The organism is Shewanella sp. SP2S2-6 (assembly GCF_031931965.1).
In the GTDB taxonomy this organism is placed as follows: domain Bacteria; phylum Pseudomonadota; class Gammaproteobacteria; order Enterobacterales; family Shewanellaceae; genus Shewanella; species Shewanella baltica.
The window spans coordinates 1-15,636 of the sequence record NZ_JAUOEQ010000058.1; the positions used below are offsets into that span (position 1 = coordinate 1).

A 15,636-nucleotide genomic window follows, 5' to 3' on the forward strand; every position below is an offset into this window, starting at 1 on the left:
ACTCCAAGAGACTTTGCCGCATCGGCAACGCTATAACCTTGTTCTAGCACCATCAAGACAGCTTCATCTTTAAATGCCTGGTGATAACTCTTATGTGATTTCTTCAGACTCATATCGACCTCTTAATTTATTGACCATACTGTCTCAAAATTAACTGTCCGATGGGATTAGACCAGAACATCAAGCAGGTAATCTTTACTTACGCCTAGACTTTAGAACAATCCTTTCTACAGAGTATTTTGCGACCTATACCGGTCTGGATGGCTGATATTACCTATCTGCCACAGCAAAATCATGAAGTCTATTTAAGCTTGCTAACCGATGCCTAGTCACGAAAAATCGTGGGCTATCATGTTGATGATAATTTCAAAAAAGATAGTTGCTAACAGCGTACAAACAAGCACAAAGGCTGCTGCAAGATAAACCGCTGATACACCACTCAGATCGAGGAATACAATACTGCTTAAACGCTTATCAAGCGGTTCACAGTCATCATTGCGTGACATGCTCAATGGCAGACGGATAGGACTGCTATCAAAATGCGTTAGCAGAGCGAGTAAATGGCATATTGAATAACACATAAGCTAATAACGCTGCAGGAGGCGTGACAGATGGTGGCAGAAGCTGTCGCCATATATAATCAATGACGGCCCCATTTGGCCTTAAAATACAAAACGCCCGATGAGCTTCATCAGGCGTTTTAGGTAGAAATAAGTGTCAACTTATTTCAGGAATAGACAGTGCTAACTCTTAAAACTTTTGGTTGACACTTAAGAACCAACTACGACCAAATAATCGATATGTACTTTCATCAGTATTACCATTGAAAGCCGTTTCAATATATGGAGGTTTTTCGTTAGTAATGTTAGTTACACCTACGGACAATGTGGTGTTAGTTGGTAAAACGTAACTAGCTGTAACATCGTGATACATAACACTCGGAACCTCAAACTCATATCCTTTACCAACAACATCAACGTAAGTTAATGTGTCATATGTCATGCTTGAAATATAATTAGTACGATAAGTTACACTTAAGTCTTCCCATTTATAATTAGCACTGAAATTCCACTTATCTTCAGCATAAGAAGTATCGTTTACAAATGTACCGGCAACATCACCAAAAGCATACTCATAAGCAAAACTACCATCAGCCTGTTCAGTCGCTACAAATGAATTTTCGCCACGCTCTAAGAAATGAGTCCAAACAAAATTAAGTTTAAAATCACCTATAGATGTTTCAAAACCATAATCAGCTTCAAAATCAACCCCTTTCGCAGTCATTCGTGCTAGGTTAATATTTCGTCCATCAACATATGAAAGATTACCATCAGGCCCACGATTGACGCTATTACACATTTCATCTAAGTTGCCTAAATAACAACCATCAATAGAATCTGAAGGGTCAATAGAGGTGATAACGTTATCTATATCAACAGCCCAGTAATCTAAAGTTAAACCTAATCCTTCAATAAAGTCAGGAGAATAAGCAACTCCTACAGTTAAAGTATCACCTTCCTCAGGCTTCAAATCAGGATTACCACCAACCTTAGCCAACTGTTGCGACTGGTCATTATCAACTCCACCAGATGGTACTCCATCTGCAACACATCTAGCTTGAGATTCTGCACTTAGATCAGCCCAATTAGATGTACGACATGGATCAGTAGCTGATGCAAATGAATCATTAGCTGGTCCATATAATTCACCAATATCTGGCGCTCTGAATACTGTTCCATATGTGGAGCGGGCTAACAGACCATCAAATATAGTCCACTCAAGACCAGTTTGATATGTTGTTGAACCGCCAAAGGTATCAAAATTATCATAACGAATTCCTACAGGAATTTCTAAGCGCTCTACGCCAGGTAATCCTTCGACAACAGGAATACGAAATTCTGCAAATAATGAGTTAACATAGAACGAACCATTTGTTCCTTTAGATTTATTCCCTGAAACCTGACTCATAAATTTGCCAGAGTCTACGTTGGCTTCAGCTTTTTCACCACGATATTCATAACCAAAACCGGCACTTACAGATCCAGCTGGTAAATCAAATAACTCTCCGCCTAAAAACGCTGTAAAGGTTTCTAATTTATAATTTGAAGAGTCGACTAGTGGAGCTGTTATATAATCAAGCATATCAGACGTAATACTACCTGCACCACCAAATAAATTTAGTGGTACACAACCGTTAATGACATTGCCAGCAGTACCGCATACAACATTACCATCTGCATCCTTAAATGATGGTCCCAAAGCTTTTGCTAAATTAGGGCCGTATAATTGACCAAAATCATTATCTGTTCGTTGTGAATAGCCATAGTTATAGTTAACATCTAATGACCACACGTCATTCAGTGTAATATCAGCACCAATTACTTGTTGTGCACGAAGAATATCTTGTTCAAATGAGCGACCACCTTCAAGCATACGACGACGAGCTTGTTTTACATCCTCACCAAAAGGATTGTAATAGTTATCTTTCGATACTCCATTGTAAGAAAACCCTGTTACAGGATCAATTACAGTAAAACCTGGATCTGTACCCGTATTATATGGAACTGCAGCTAACTCTTGTCTTGATTCACGCTTATTAATGCGAGTTTCTGAATAAATGGTTACATTATCATTAAGTTCAAAACTACCATCAATATAAAAGTTTAATTTTTCATATGGAGTTTGAAGGTAGTTAACAGGATTATAGTTGTAAGTATCTTTAGAACCATCATAGCGTCTCATATCGTTTAGTGTCGCTAGATCACTGGCTGATTGATCACCATTGTCACGACATTTTCCATTCGTATATGAACCTGGTTTCCCGAATAAAAAGAAATTACCGCATGGAATAATAGAACTACCAGCATCGAAGGCGTTTGCACCATCTTGTCCTGGAGGAATCAAACCATTAGCTTGGAAACTATCAGGATCCTCAACGTTCCATGGATGCTGAAAAAAATCAACATCAGTTACATCACCCTGATAAATTTCTTTCTGTTTGACATAGTCAACGTTAAATACTAAGTGCCCAGTATCAAACTTTTTCCCAGCAATTAAACTGAAACTTGTTTGCTCACCAGCATCAACATCAAAGTTTTGCTTTGTTTGAGCAGTGAACTCTAGCCCATCGAAATTACGTTTAGTAATAATGTTGACTACACCCGCAACAGCATCAGCACCATAGGTTGCCGAAGCTCCATCTTTTAAAATTTCAACACGCTCAATCATAGACGCAGGAATATTCTGCATATCATTAGAAACCGGACGGCGTCCATTTACTAGCAATAAGGTACGTGATGATCCTAAACCTCTTAGTTCAACAAAAGCGCTACCATCTCCCCCGTTATTTGTAGTAGTAGCGACTGGAGAACCGGACATAACGGAACTAGATTGCAAAAATTCACCAACATCCTGAATACCTAAGCTGGTTAATTGCTCGGAAGTAATAGTCGTTACTGGCGTCGCATTTTCCATATCTGTTCGTTTTAAACGTGAACCTGTAACCTCAATACGCTCAACTTTTGCTCCATCCTCAGCTGCCAAAACTGTAGGAGCATTTAATGTCGCAGCCGCTAAACCGCCAAGCAGAGCGTAACGCACTGAGCTAGATAATAAATTGTTCTTGTACATTGTCTATCTCCCTTGATAAATCATGTTTTTCTTATATTTTGCATCTACATTTATGTATAGATAACGTAAATTGCTTTACTGCAACCTTGGTTGCCAATACGTCAACTTCAAGAGCAATAAAATCACATATAAAACACTAAATCAACAAATAACAAACAAATGACACATTATTACTCTAATAAAGATTCATGAGGATGAGAGAGTGGTGATTATTTATACAGAAAGTGATTATAGGAATGGAGATGGCACAACTAAGATCAGAATTGACGTGAGATTGTAATGAGAGAAAATGCTAAAACTTAAACTATTCAAGACGGTATCATTGATTTTAAATACCTTTGCTAATGAATAAGCCCAAAGTTTTACACTTTGGGCTTTGAAGCAACACTTACAACTGGCACAATTCTAAACACTTAAACTTTTGTAATATACAAGGAAGAACTTAAAGCGTGTAACGGATACCGATTGCTACGCCATCAGATTCAGAAAGTGCCATTCTGGCTTCTTGATCTTTATCTGCGCTGGTGAAATCGCTGTAATCTTTACGTGCTTCTATGTACAGAACTGTGTTTGGATCCCATACAAAATGCAATCCGACCACGACAAACTGACGTTTAAATTCATCGTTTGGATCGGCATTGAAGTTAGGCTGGATGACATAGTCTTTACCCGCATCAAGCACGTTGTAAGAAATGAATGGACGCAGGCCATTGTCAAACTTGTAAGAAACTAAACTTTCAATACCATAGGCATCTTTGATCAAACGACCAATATTGTCAGTGTCATGGTTTTCTTGTCTGTTGAAGTTCGCTGCGGCATATAAACCATCGTTATCGAAGTTACCCCAAGTGATACCAGCACCGTAGATAAGATCAACCGCTGTAGTTTGTTCGCCGTTACCAAAACTCACATCAAACTCACCACGGTTTACACCCGCAGTTAACGTCAACATATCAGTGGCTTTATAAGTCAGCGCGCCACCATAGGTGTAGTTGTACTCAACTTGTTGAGCCGCTTTATCACCGCTTTCCCAGTTCGCTTGACACTGAGCTTGGCTGATATCATCCGTAGTATCACAGGTATAGAAGCTGCTGTTTTTTAACTGCGCTTGAACTGCGAAGCTAACATCGCCAAAGGCATTGCGATACTGGACCGTTTTATCACCACGACCCACACCGTTTACCGCGCCGTCATCTTTGTTATAAGTGTAAACACCTGCAGTGTTGCCGTCCCACACAAAACCGTAGTTAGTGTTGTAAACGACATCGTACCAAGCACCCCACTGCTTACCGATAGTCAGTGTTCCATAAGTGTCGTGGGACAGACCTGCGTAACCTAAACGGTTATAGAAGAACTCTTCTTGAACAGATTCGAAGCGATTGTTATAGACAATATCGCTATTACCAACTGGGTTTACACCCCACTCTAATTTAGCAAAGGCTTTCCAACCGTCAGTCAACTCACGATTAAAACCAAAATTAATGCGAGATGCGCCGTTAACAACCTCTGTTTCCCCTTGAGTGTTGATCACGCGTGCATCAATAAAACCACCGATTTCTACGGCATTTTTATTATCTTTATAGATCTCGATAGCCGAGACTGATGGTACTAAAAACATTGCTGCAAGCGCAGTTGCTACTAACGTCTTGTTCATTTGGTGCTTAACCTTTTTTGTTTATGTTCTGTCAACGTCATTCCGTTGTTATATTTCCTTACAATTTCCACTTAAAGGGTAGCAAATTTTCAATATCCCCTCAAAGCGAAACCTAAAGAATATGTCGATTAACATCACAAAAACAAACCAGTTAACCTCTACAAAACAGGTTAAAACGCTACATTCGCCACTTATGGCAACACATAAAAAACATTAAAAACACTATATTAACAGCAACTGCTTTGACGCAATATCCATGTAGTTTAATTTCATTATCGAAAATACCGGCTCTGCAATAGGGCCAATTTGCTTATCAATGTAGTATTGGTAATCAATTGGTGACGTTCTGTACAGTAAGGGTTCCGGTCCATTTACAGTAATCAGGTAATCAATTTGCGCCCCACGCTTGCCAAAAGTGGTGTCACCTGTTATGTCGCATAGTTGCTGGGCAACTTTAACATGTGGTGAAGATTTAGCCGTGTAATCTTCGATATTGCGCCGCATACGTTTACGAAATACCAAATCATTATCCAACTGACCATCAAGCAGTTTTTCAAACACGCTGGCTAAATAAACACTGATATCCCTTTGGTTAAACATTCGCTCATAGAGTGACTCTTGGACTTTGCGCGCTAAGGGGCTCCAATCACTGCGCACTTGTTCCATACCTTTAAAGGTGAGCTCAAGTTCATCGTTCGCATTGCGCCACGCGCCAACATAACGTTTTTTACTGCCTTCTAATGAGCCTCTTAAAGTTGGCATAAAGAACTGCTCGTAATGCCGCTCAAACTGTAACTCGAGAAAACTCTCAACTTGGTGATCAGCACAGATCTTAGCCTGCCACTTCGCATTGATATCTTGCGCCAGACTGTTACCCAAGGCGTTAATGTCTGAGAGATCAGGCTCGCTGCCAAGCCAGACAAAGGTCGAATCCGTATCGCCATAAATCACTTGATAGCCCATCTCTTCTATCCATGCACGGGTTTGTTTCATGATTTGATGGCCACGCATCGTGATCGAACTTGCCAACTTGGCATCATGAAACACGCAGCCTTGAGAGCCTAAAACCCCATACAACGAGTTCATGATAATTTTTATCGCTTGGGATAACGGCGCATTGTGCTCACGCTTGGCCTTTTCGCGCTGCTCAGATAAGGTTTGAATTAGCTTAGGTAAAATAGGCTGTTGCCGACTGAAACGGCCGCCGAGAAACCCCGCAACACATTCAGACTCCGGCAACTGCAAGCCTTCAATCAATCCCTTAGGATCGATCAAAAAGGTGCGAATAATGGAGGGATACAGACTTTTAAAATCGAACACTAAGACGTGTTTATACAGACCCGGCACAGAATCCATCACATATCCGCCAGGACTTTCAATGCCATCACTGGCAGGCTCTGCTGGAGCGACATAACCCGCTCGATGTAAATGCGGTAAATACAAATGATTAAACGCCGCCACCGAAGCCCCTACTCGCCCAAGTTCTAAACCTGTCAGTTCGGCACGCGCGAGGGCAAAATCCCACAATTGAGTGTGAGTAAAAATATCCCACACTAGGCGGCTATCGGTAAGATTGTAATGGGCTAAGGCTTGTTTATCGGTCTTAAACAGCAGGTCAATTTCTTCAACGCGATTATCGACGTTATGAATGGCCTTGCCTTCACCTAATAATTGTCGCGACACAAATTCAAGCGAGAAACGCTCAAAGTGATAAAAAGCGGCTTTAAGCCAATCGATACCATCGAGTACCACACGGCCCGGTAAAACTAAGGTTTCTGGGCGAAACTTATTGTCAACTTTCCAATCGAGCTTAGCACCGCCGCGGCCAATGGTGAGCGGAATACGGTTTAATAATGCACGGCGTGACAGTAGCGCGAGATCGAAGCTCACCACTGACCAACCGATAATAAAGTCAGGATCAAACTCATGGAACCACGCGATTAATCGATGGATCAGCGCAGCTTCATCGGCTACCCATTCCATATATTCGGGGGAGTTTGATTCAGCTTCGCCCACCATGATCACTTTTTCATAAGTCTGCTTGAGGCTGCCTTGCCCCTCGGCTTGGCTACTGTCTTGACCATATAGCGCAACCGAATAGAGTAAACCCTCAAAGCTGCATTCAAAATCCAGTGAAATACAGCGCAAATGTACAGCCGTTAAAGGGGCAATACTCTTAGCCCGCTCGGCGATAAACACGGGCAGTGAGTTAGCCACAAGACTGTCGCTAGTCGGCGCGTGTATGTTACTCGTCGCAGAGAAATGCCCTAAAAATGCCACATCTAGCGCCACAAACCGCTCGATTAAATAACGCTGTTCAGGGCGAATATCGGCTTCAAATAAGGGGATGTCGGCATCTTTTGCGATGCGCTGTAAGGTACGTAAGCTGTTGCTCGATTTAGCATAAACTCCACTGACTGCGCCGCCTTTAAAGCTTTTGAGCGCTAACGGCACAAACCGCAATGCTTGACCCGGCGTTTGCAACTGCAAAGCCGTGACATCAGTTTGATGACAAAAACAAATGTGTTCAGTACCTTGCACTTCCACCAGCACAGGGCCTTGGGCGGTCGCAAGGTAATACTGCAATACTAAATTCCCATGACGATGAATCGCATGGCGTGTTAAGACTCGACCTTGTACACTAACGGCCGCGGCAGCCTCTGGCTTCATCGCATGGGTTCCCAAATCGCATAGCTTGTCAATTTAGATTGTTCCTCAATTTAAATGCCGCCAAATGGCAGAAAAGTTTCTTAGGCTATGCAATCACTGTTATTATGTACAGCATTAATTCGATAAAGTAGTGACGCATGTTACCTGACAATGTAAAAACCCAGATCCGCGCCATCTATAAAGATATCGCTACCGCCTTGCCTCATTTTAGGCCGCGCCGCGAACAAAACTATATGGTGGCGGAAATCTCTAAGACCCTCGCCGGCGACTATGACAAAGATAGACGCATTATCGTGGTCGAAGCAGGGACAGGTATCGGTAAATCATTGTCTTATATTCTCGGTACCATTCCACTGGCATTAGCGAGCAAGAAAAAAGTCTGTATCGCCACCGCGACCGTCGCCCTGCAAGAACAGTTACTGCATAAAGACTTGCCCTTCTTCCTTGAGCAATCTGGCTTAAATTTCCGCTTTGGCTTAGTCAAAGGTCGACAACGTTATGTGTGTCTATCGAAACTGGCGATGCTCATCGGTGACGACAACAGTACACAAATGGCCATGTGGCAAACTAAGCCTGACAACAGCCAAGTAGCTATGATGCATGGCCTGTTAAAAGACTATAACGAAGGTCGCTGGAATGGCGAAATCGATACCTTAGTCGTACCGCTGCCCGATCACCTGTGGCAACAAATCGCCTGCGACAAACACAGCTGTCATCGTCAAGTCGCCAGCCACAGAAATTGCCCGTTCCATAAAGCCCGCGAAGATGTCGATACTTGGGACGTACTTATCGCCAACCACAGCTTGTTATTCGCCGACTTAGAGCTCGGCGGCGGCGTCATATTGCCCGATCCCGAAGACGTGTTTTATGTTATCGATGAGGCACATCACTTACCGATTGTGGCGCGGGATTTCTCCAGTGCTCAGGCCACGCTGAGGGGCGCATGCGACTGGCTCGAAAAAATTGCTAAAACCTGCGCTAAGTTACAAAACCAAATAAAGAGCAACAATATCATCGCCCCCGCGCAGGCAATGCAAGATCATTTAGGCGATCTTATCAGTCAGCTCAATCAAGTGGCCCACTATTGCGACACCCAAACTAAGCACTTTGCTAATCCTGAAAACCGTCTGCGTTTTGAGCACGGCAAACTGCCGGACTCATTACTCATTCTGGCTGAAAACCTTGCAGTGACCTCTAATCTTGCCCTCAAACAGTTTAATAAAATGCTGTCACTGCTAGCAGAAGCGATTAAAGATGGCGACATTCCTAAACATCAATCCGAAGCACTGTTAGCCGAAACCGGTTTTATGCTGCAAAGGCTCGAAAATCTACAAAAATTGTGGAGGATGATGGCCAAGGAAGATAAACATAAAGGTGCGCCTATGGCGCGCTGGGTGGAGCTCATTACAGGTAAACAAGTGGATTATCTGTTTAGCGCCTCGCCTATCGAAGTCGGCTTTATGCTGGAATCCATGCTGTGGCAAAAAGCTGCGGGGGTAGTCTTATGCAGCGCCACACTGCGAGCACTCAATAACTTCGACCATTTTGTGCATCAAGTCGGTTTGTCACTCAACGATGGCAGCCGTTATTTAGCCTTACAATCGCCCTTCGATTACCCCAATAATGCGACACTTTATTTACCAAAAATGCGCACTGAGCCGACGGACGATGCCTATACGGCAGAACTTGCCGAGCAAATCATTACTCTGATTGAAGGAGAAATGGCCACCTTAGTGTTATTCGCCTCCTACTGGCAGATGGAAAAAGTAGTTGAATTACTTGAAGGTAAACTCACCACAGAGCTGCTTATTCAAGGCAATGCGCCACGGCAACAGTTGTTAGAGAATCATAAAGCTAAGTGCGATAAAGGCGAACCGAGCATATTGTTCGGCACCGGCAGTTTCTCCGAAGGCCTCGACTTACCCGGCGATTATCTGACGAACTTGATCGTCACTAAACTGCCCTTTGCGGTGCCAACCTCACCCGTTGAACAAGCCCATGCGGAATATGTCAAAGTCAAAGGCGGCAATCCCTTCTTACAACTGACTATCCCAGATGCTTCACGTAAGCTTATTCAAAGTTGTGGTAGATTACTGCGTAAAGAGCAAGATTATGGCCGAGTCACCATTTTAGATAGGCGGTTAGTTACTAAACGCTATGGCAAGTCCTTGCTGGACGCCTTACCGCCCTTTAGACGTGTCATAGAGTAGGATTAAAATTTGGAATTGTTACTCGAGCCCAGTCATTGGGCCCTGTTGGCAGTTATAGGTCTTATCGCTGGGTTCATCGATGCTGTTGTTGGCGGCGGTGGCCTATTGTCGATCCCCGCACTGTTAACCTTAGGCATTGCACCGCACACAGTACTAGGTACCAATAAGTTAGCCGCCAGTTTTGGCTCTTCAATGGCGGCTTGGACCTATTATCGTCAGCACCTTTTTAAACCCTCGTTTTGGTACATGGCCTTTATTGCCACCTTTATTGGTGCCGTATTGGGCAGTTTCTTAGTCTATTTAGTCGATACCCAATGGCTCGAAAAAGCCCTGCCGCTGCTGATCATTGGCATTGCCATTTACAGTTTAGTCAGCCCCAATGCGATATCGGACGTTAACTGCCAAGCCCCAAGCAGCAAACCACCTGCCAAGCAACAATGGCTACAGGGACTCGCTTTAGGCACTTATGATGGTTTTGCCGGCCCAGGCATAGGCGCATTTTGGACTGTCACATCCGGCTCTTTATACAAGCTGCCTCTACTACACAGTTGCGGCCTCGCCCGCGCAATGACCTTTACCAGCAACTTGACCGCATTGACTATCTTTGGCTGGCTTGGACAGGTAGAGTGGCAAATAGGTTTGTGGATGGGATTGTGCATGATGTTAGGCTCATTTATCGGCGCCCGCTGCGCGATTAAATTTGGCATGCCCTTTATTCGTCCACTGTTTATTTTGATCGTGCTAATGATTGCAGCGAATTTGGCATGGAGCGCATGGTTGTGAACACCCAACAATTACTGGTGATGCTGAAAAATCAGCTCAAAGCGCTAGAGCAAGAAGTACTGCAGCACGATAATCGACTCGCGCCGCCGCAGCGCAAACTCCTGCAAGAAACGGAGCGCTTTAATCACTCGCTGTTTGTCCAACACGGCGCCCAACTCGGCCCCTGTATTGAACAAATTCGTAGCAGCATTATACAGCTCGAAAAACAAATTAAGCTCAAACTCGCCCCCCAGACGATTGTCCTCAGCTGCGAGCGGATCCAAGACAGATTCACCGCCGTCAAACGGGCCTTGCTAACGACTTCTATCGACATTAAGTCTAAAACTCAACAGCGTGCCAGTAGTCGCGCCCGTTTTGCCGAGCGTCAGAATCAGTCTCACCAAGCCAGCGGTTTCGATTGGATCGCCAATAACGTGATGCAAAATAGTCACGAGATCTATGAAGAATTGAACAAACACCTAAATTGGGCGAAAAAATTTGAACAAAAAATTGAAGAAATGGAATCAAAACTTGAAAACTGTCATAGTGCTGACAAAATAAAATTGCAAAATGACATCCTTTTGATGCATCGTCGTCTAGGAAAATGCAGGCAAGCTATTAGTTATATAGAAGATCGCATTCAAATATTCGAACGTCCGTATCAGAGTAATAATCGTTAAGGAGTAACAATTGAAATCACTTTTGCCAATCAGCAGCCTGCTAGTATTACTCGGTTCTGCTTCAGCCTTCGCCGCAGATCTCAACATTCCGATGTCATTTGAGTACCTTGCACTCGATGGTAAAAAAGTCGAGTCTAGCGTGTTCAATCATAAAAGCAGCTTAGAATTGACACCTGGCACGCATAAAATCGCCATTCGTTACCATGAGATGGTAGAAGACGATTTTAGCGATAGCCAAACCTTTGTTAAATCAGCCCCTTTCATCGTGACCTTAGACGTTGATGGCGACTATCAATATTACCTCCAAGCCGCCGAAGGCAAAGTCGTCAAAAAGCCAAAAGTTTACGCGCAAAACCCACAAATCAAATTGACCCGTAGCGACAAAGGCAACGTCAATTTCCAAGTGGTGAATACCAATTTAGAAGAAGAAAGCTTTGTCTCTCGCCTTTTCAGTGGTAATCAAGCTGTTGACGTATCGGGAACTGCCGCAGCAGCAACCGGTGCTGCAGGCGCAGTAGTAGCCGGTGCTGCAGGCGCAGTAGTAGCCGTTGCACCAGCACCCGTGGCAACATCGGCGACCGTTAGCGCGACTTCACTCACTGCCCCCGTAGACACCTCTAAAGCAACAGCCGCTAATCCACAACAAATGTTGCAATACTGGTGGCTACAAGCGGATGAGAAAACGCGTAAAGAATTTATGAGCTGGGCAATTTCACAGCTATAACGACTTGAGATAACGAGGTTTAGTCAATATTGACTCTGATCCCACTGGTTTATCACGCCAGCTATTCCAAGCTGGCGCTTCCTCCTCACCACAGATTCCCCACGACCAAGTACGCGCATCTACGGCAGTACTTACTCGAGAATCAGCTTGCCACACCAGCCCAGTTCCACACGCCAACGGCGATGACAGCGCAAGATGTAATGCAAGTACATCAACGCGAATACGTAGAGCAGTTTATCGCGGGCACGTTGCCAACAGCGGCGCTCAGGCGGATTGGTTTTCCGTGGAGTGAAGCCTTAGTCGAGCGCACCTTGCATTCTGTGGCAGGCACCACTCTCACAGCTTCATTGGCCATAACTCAGGGTATTGGCCTGCACCTAACGGGTGGCTATCATCACGCCCATTACGATTTTGGCAGTGGCTATTGTATTTTCAACGACCTTATCCTCGCGGCCAGAAATGCAATCGCGAGCCAGCAAGTGCACAAGGTACTGATTTTTGATTGCGATGTGCATCAAGGTGACGGTAGTGCAACACTCAGCCAGCGACATCAAGGGATCATAAGTTGCTCGATTCACTGCAAAGAAAACTTCCCGAGTCGTAAGCAGCATTCCCACCATGATATTGAGCTAACCAAAGGCAGCGATGACAATCTGTATCTCGAAACCGTGGAGCAAACACTCGCCCTACTCATCCGCATCCATCAGCCAGATCTCATTCTTTATGATGCTGGGGTCGATATCCATCAAAATGATGATCTCGGCTTGCTCAATATCAGTCAAGAAGGGCTGTTCAGACGGGATTTAACTGTGTTATCAATGGCAAAATCGGAAAATATTCCAATTGCTGCCGTGATAGGCGGCGGCTACAGCAGAGACGCACTACAATTAAGCCAAAGACACAGCCAACTTTTTATTGCGGCAAACCATTTGTGGTAGCAAACTCAATGAAAACCGTCATGGAGCATAACGATGCAACTCGAAATCCGTAATTACTACGAAGTTCTTTTAATGGAAATATTGTCAGATGAAGGACTTATGGACGAGCTTCCTGAAGACTATCTCGCCGACTTATGTTGTGTGACCTTAAATCAACTGCCTGTGCGCTACATACGCCACCTCGTCGATACCTACTTCTTTGAAGACTATAACGAGCTGCAAGAATTAAAGCGTGAGATCCAGACCGCACTCGAAAAGTCCCGCGCATTCCTTAAACAAAATCTGCAAAAAAGATTACAGGAAGAAGCCGAAGCCAATCGTTAATCTCGCAAAAGGCTGACTGATGAGAGATTGTAGCCAGTGCAGTGGCAGGAAAGAGACAAACAATGGATTATCGTATTGCGTAAAGTATTCACGCTAGAAAGGATCAAAGGAAGAAAACAGAAATAGTCAGTTCGTTAGGATGTTGAATTGGACAAATTGATTAGAATAGAAACTGAATAAATAAGTAAAGGGATAAAACAGAGGGGATAATCGAATTGGAGGTTCCCCTAGAGCCGACACCCCGGCACACGAGTCGCTTGCTGCGGTTGCTCCCTTCCGGGCCTGGCCGAGTTCACAAGTTATCATTGCGGGGGGACCCTAGGGTCACCATAACTTCGAGCATTGCTTTGAAAGATATAAACCAAAGTGCTTGCTTGAACGCCGAGGATTATCCCCCATGCCTCCTATGGGATCAAGCGCTAATCGACAAGATCTCTTAATATCCCGCCTAACTGCACAATCTATAAGCAAGTGAAGTGGTTGAAATGATAAAAGCCTGCAAATGCAGACTTTTATAGACATTTCCCTGAGTTTCACTGTGTCAAACTTGGTATAAAGAAAATCCAACAAGAGTAAAACTCAATACATAATGACGCTCAATCATCGCCTGAGATAATTACAACTTAATCAAATGACGATTCTGCTCAATCAACTTAGCCCCAACACCCGAGACATTGGCTAAATCATCAATTGCATTGAACTTACCATTTTTGGTTCGGTAATCGACAATCGCTTGCGCCTTAGCGGCACCTATCCCTTTTAGCACTTGTAACTGCTCGGCTGAAGCCGTATTGATGTTGACTTGAGCAGCATCCGGCATAGCTTTCTTCGCATCCGATGCCATATCGCTCGCCTCGGTTTTAGCCTGAGTCTGCATTTTAGCGGCGGCTTTAGTCGGGGTGTCTGCGGCGATTGCTGGCATTGCCAAAAAAGCCGTTAATGCCATGCCGCTCATAATAGCGGGTATACATTTGGTGATGTTCATAACTCTTCCTCTATTCCATGAATTGCGGCCTCTCTTCCTACTTCCGTGGCCTCAAATCAAAAATAGTCCATGCTGTTATGAAATACCAAATCGGCGCCACAAATATTCACCCTAGCTAAACTTCATCTCTTAAGCCGATAAACCTAGACCTAACCATAGAAAAAGGGATACTAAATCGCATCCCTTTTATCATTCAAATGTCCCGTCCTGAAATACGTTGACATAAAGAGGACTTCTTTATGACAACATCAATTAACTCAAACCGTAAGCGCACACAACGAGATTACACCTTAGCCTTTAAATTAGGCGTTGTAGAGCGTGTTGAAAAAGGCGAAATGACGTACAAACAAGCCCAAGCCCGTTTTGGCATTCAAGGCCGTTCAACGGTACTCGTTTGGCTTAGAAAACATGGTAGACTCGATTGGTCGAAACCTTTTCAGCATCCCCTTATGCCTAAGTCAAAAGAAACCCCTGCCGAAACGATCAAGCGCCTTGAACGTGAGTTAGCAGAAGAGAAACTGCGTAACAAAATCCTCAATGGCATGGTTGATATCATGGACAATGAATATGGAGCTGGCCTCAGAAAAAAGTACTTATCCGGTACGTCTGGCAAGCAAAAGGCAACGGAGAAATAAACCTCGCAGCCGCATGTCGTGCTGCGGGTATGTCGAGGCAAGGTATTTATCAGGCAGTTGCTCGAATGGAAAGTCGTAGAGCTGAGCTATCGGTCATCAAAGACTGGGTCCAGTACTGGCGTAAATATATGCCAAGGTTAGGGGCCCGTAAGCTCTACACGTTGATAAAATCCAGGCTGGTTGAGCACGATATTAAACTTGGGCGAGATGGGTTCTTTACCTATTTGAGAAGTGAAGGTTTGCTAGTTAAACCGAAGAAAAGCTACACAAAAACCACGTTCAGCAAACACTGGATGAAGAAGCATCCTAATTTGCTGAAAGAGGAAGGACTGCATGATGCAGGGCATGTACTGGTCAGCGATATCACCTATCTTGAGTCAGACCAAGGTGTGCACTACCTGTCACTGGTTACCGATGCGAGTTC

General features: G+C 44.1%; 11 protein-coding genes, 1 other RNA gene and 2 pseudogenes. 8 read left to right on the forward strand and 6 right to left on the reverse strand.

Translation table 11 applies throughout. From position 1 onward, the window contains the following. The coding region (locus Q4Q57_RS21550) for a transposase (protein WP_311891987.1) at window positions 1–113 on the reverse strand (113 nt) is incomplete at its 3' end. Window positions 114–236: 123 nt separating this feature from the next. Between Q4Q57_RS21550 and Q4Q57_RS21555 the strand changes: the two are divergent. After that, window positions 237–647, forward strand: a pseudogene (locus tag Q4Q57_RS21555) (transposase); the annotation flags it as partial. A 103-nt stretch (window positions 648–750) separates the two neighbouring features. Here Q4Q57_RS21555 and Q4Q57_RS21560 read toward each other — a convergent pair. From Q4Q57_RS21560 to Q4Q57_RS21570, 3 genes are all read right to left on the reverse strand, one after another. After that, window positions 751–3,630: a TonB-dependent receptor domain-containing protein gene (locus tag Q4Q57_RS21560; protein ID WP_311891979.1), complete on the reverse strand. Its 2,880-nt coding sequence runs from the start codon at window positions 3,628–3,630 to the stop codon at window positions 751–753. Window positions 3,631–4,072: 442 nt separating this feature from the next. Next, window positions 4,073–5,284, reverse strand: coding sequence for a porin (locus tag Q4Q57_RS21565; RefSeq protein WP_261274074.1), 1,212 nt, complete (start codon window positions 5,282–5,284; stop codon window positions 4,073–4,075). A gap of 222 nt (window positions 5,285–5,506) precedes the next feature. Then, complete coding sequence (locus Q4Q57_RS21570; protein WP_311891980.1) at window positions 5,507–7,954, reverse strand: DNA polymerase II; 2,448 nt, start codon at window positions 7,952–7,954, stop codon at window positions 5,507–5,509. 137 nt (window positions 7,955–8,091) lie between these two features. On the opposite strand from Q4Q57_RS21570, the gene dinG reads away from it, so the two are divergent. Genes dinG through Q4Q57_RS21600 form a run of 6 tightly spaced genes read left to right on the forward strand, consistent with a single transcriptional unit; the run spans window position 8,092 to window position 13,592 of the window. After that, entirely contained in the window at window positions 8,092–10,164 is a 2,073-nt protein-coding gene (dinG, locus tag Q4Q57_RS21575; protein WP_311891981.1) for an ATP-dependent DNA helicase DinG, read from the forward strand. A gap of 9 nt (window positions 10,165–10,173) precedes the next feature. Next, complete coding sequence (locus Q4Q57_RS21580; RefSeq protein ID WP_311891982.1) at window positions 10,174–10,947, forward strand: TSUP family transporter; 774 nt, start codon at window positions 10,174–10,176, stop codon at window positions 10,945–10,947. Beyond that, a complete protein-coding gene (locus Q4Q57_RS21585) occupies window positions 10,938–11,606 on the forward strand; it encodes a primosomal replication protein (RefSeq protein WP_409438207.1) in 669 nt (222 codons plus the stop codon). The genes Q4Q57_RS21580 and Q4Q57_RS21585 overlap by 10 nt, the downstream gene beginning before the upstream one ends. Window positions 11,607–11,616: 10 nt before the next feature. Next, the gene (locus Q4Q57_RS21590; protein WP_311891984.1) at window positions 11,617–12,330 is read left to right on the forward strand and encodes a DUF2057 domain-containing protein; all 714 of its coding nucleotides are present in this window, start codon (window positions 11,617–11,619) and stop codon (window positions 12,328–12,330) included. Window positions 12,331–12,359: 29 nt separating this feature from the next. Beyond that, window positions 12,360–13,268: a histone deacetylase gene (locus Q4Q57_RS21595; protein ID WP_311891985.1), complete on the forward strand. Its 909-nt coding sequence runs from the start codon at window positions 12,360–12,362 to the stop codon at window positions 13,266–13,268. 33 nt (window positions 13,269–13,301) lie between these two features. Next, window positions 13,302–13,592, forward strand: coding sequence for a late competence development ComFB family protein (locus Q4Q57_RS21600; protein ID WP_028760452.1), 291 nt, complete (start codon window positions 13,302–13,304; stop codon window positions 13,590–13,592). A gap of 224 nt (window positions 13,593–13,816) precedes the next feature. Here Q4Q57_RS21600 and ffs read toward each other — a convergent pair. Together ffs and Q4Q57_RS21610 are read right to left on the reverse strand one after the other, a co-directional pair. After that, an RNA gene (gene ffs / locus Q4Q57_RS21605) (signal recognition particle sRNA small type) lies at window positions 13,817–13,914 on the reverse strand. Window positions 13,915–14,208: 294 nt separating this feature from the next. Continuing rightward, window positions 14,209–14,577 carry a ComEA family DNA-binding protein gene (locus Q4Q57_RS21610; protein WP_311891986.1) on the reverse strand — a complete coding sequence of 123 codons (369 nt, stop codon included), beginning with the start codon at window positions 14,575–14,577 and terminating at the stop codon, window positions 14,209–14,211. A gap of 239 nt (window positions 14,578–14,816) precedes the next feature. On the opposite strand from Q4Q57_RS21610, the pseudogene Q4Q57_RS21615 reads away from it, so the two are divergent. Beyond that, window positions 14,817–15,636: pseudogene (locus tag Q4Q57_RS21615) on the forward strand (IS3 family transposase); the annotation flags it as partial.

Bases quoted from the DNA above. Each gene is read 5' to 3' on its own strand.
- Q4Q57_RS21585 (WP_409438207.1), top strand. From the start codon at position 10,938: ATGGTTGTGAACACCCAACAATTACTGGTGATGCTGAAAAATCAGCTC.
- Q4Q57_RS21560 (WP_311891979.1), bottom strand. From the start codon at position 3,630: ATGTACAAGAACAATTTATTATCTAGCTCAGTGCGTTACGCTCTGCTT.
- dinG (WP_311891981.1), top strand. From the start codon at position 8,092: ATGTTACCTGACAATGTAAAAACCCAGATCCGCGCCATCTATAAAGAT.
- Q4Q57_RS21610 (WP_311891986.1), bottom strand. From the start codon at position 14,577: ATGAACATCACCAAATGTATACCCGCTATTATGAGCGGCATGGCATTA.
- Q4Q57_RS21565 (WP_261274074.1), bottom strand. From the start codon at position 5,284: ATGAACAAGACGTTAGTAGCAACTGCGCTTGCAGCAATGTTTTTAGTA.
- Q4Q57_RS21570 (WP_311891980.1), bottom strand. From the start codon at position 7,954: ATGAAGCCAGAGGCTGCCGCGGCCGTTAGTGTACAAGGTCGAGTCTTA.
- Q4Q57_RS21600 (WP_028760452.1), top strand. From the start codon at position 13,302: ATGCAACTCGAAATCCGTAATTACTACGAAGTTCTTTTAATGGAAATA.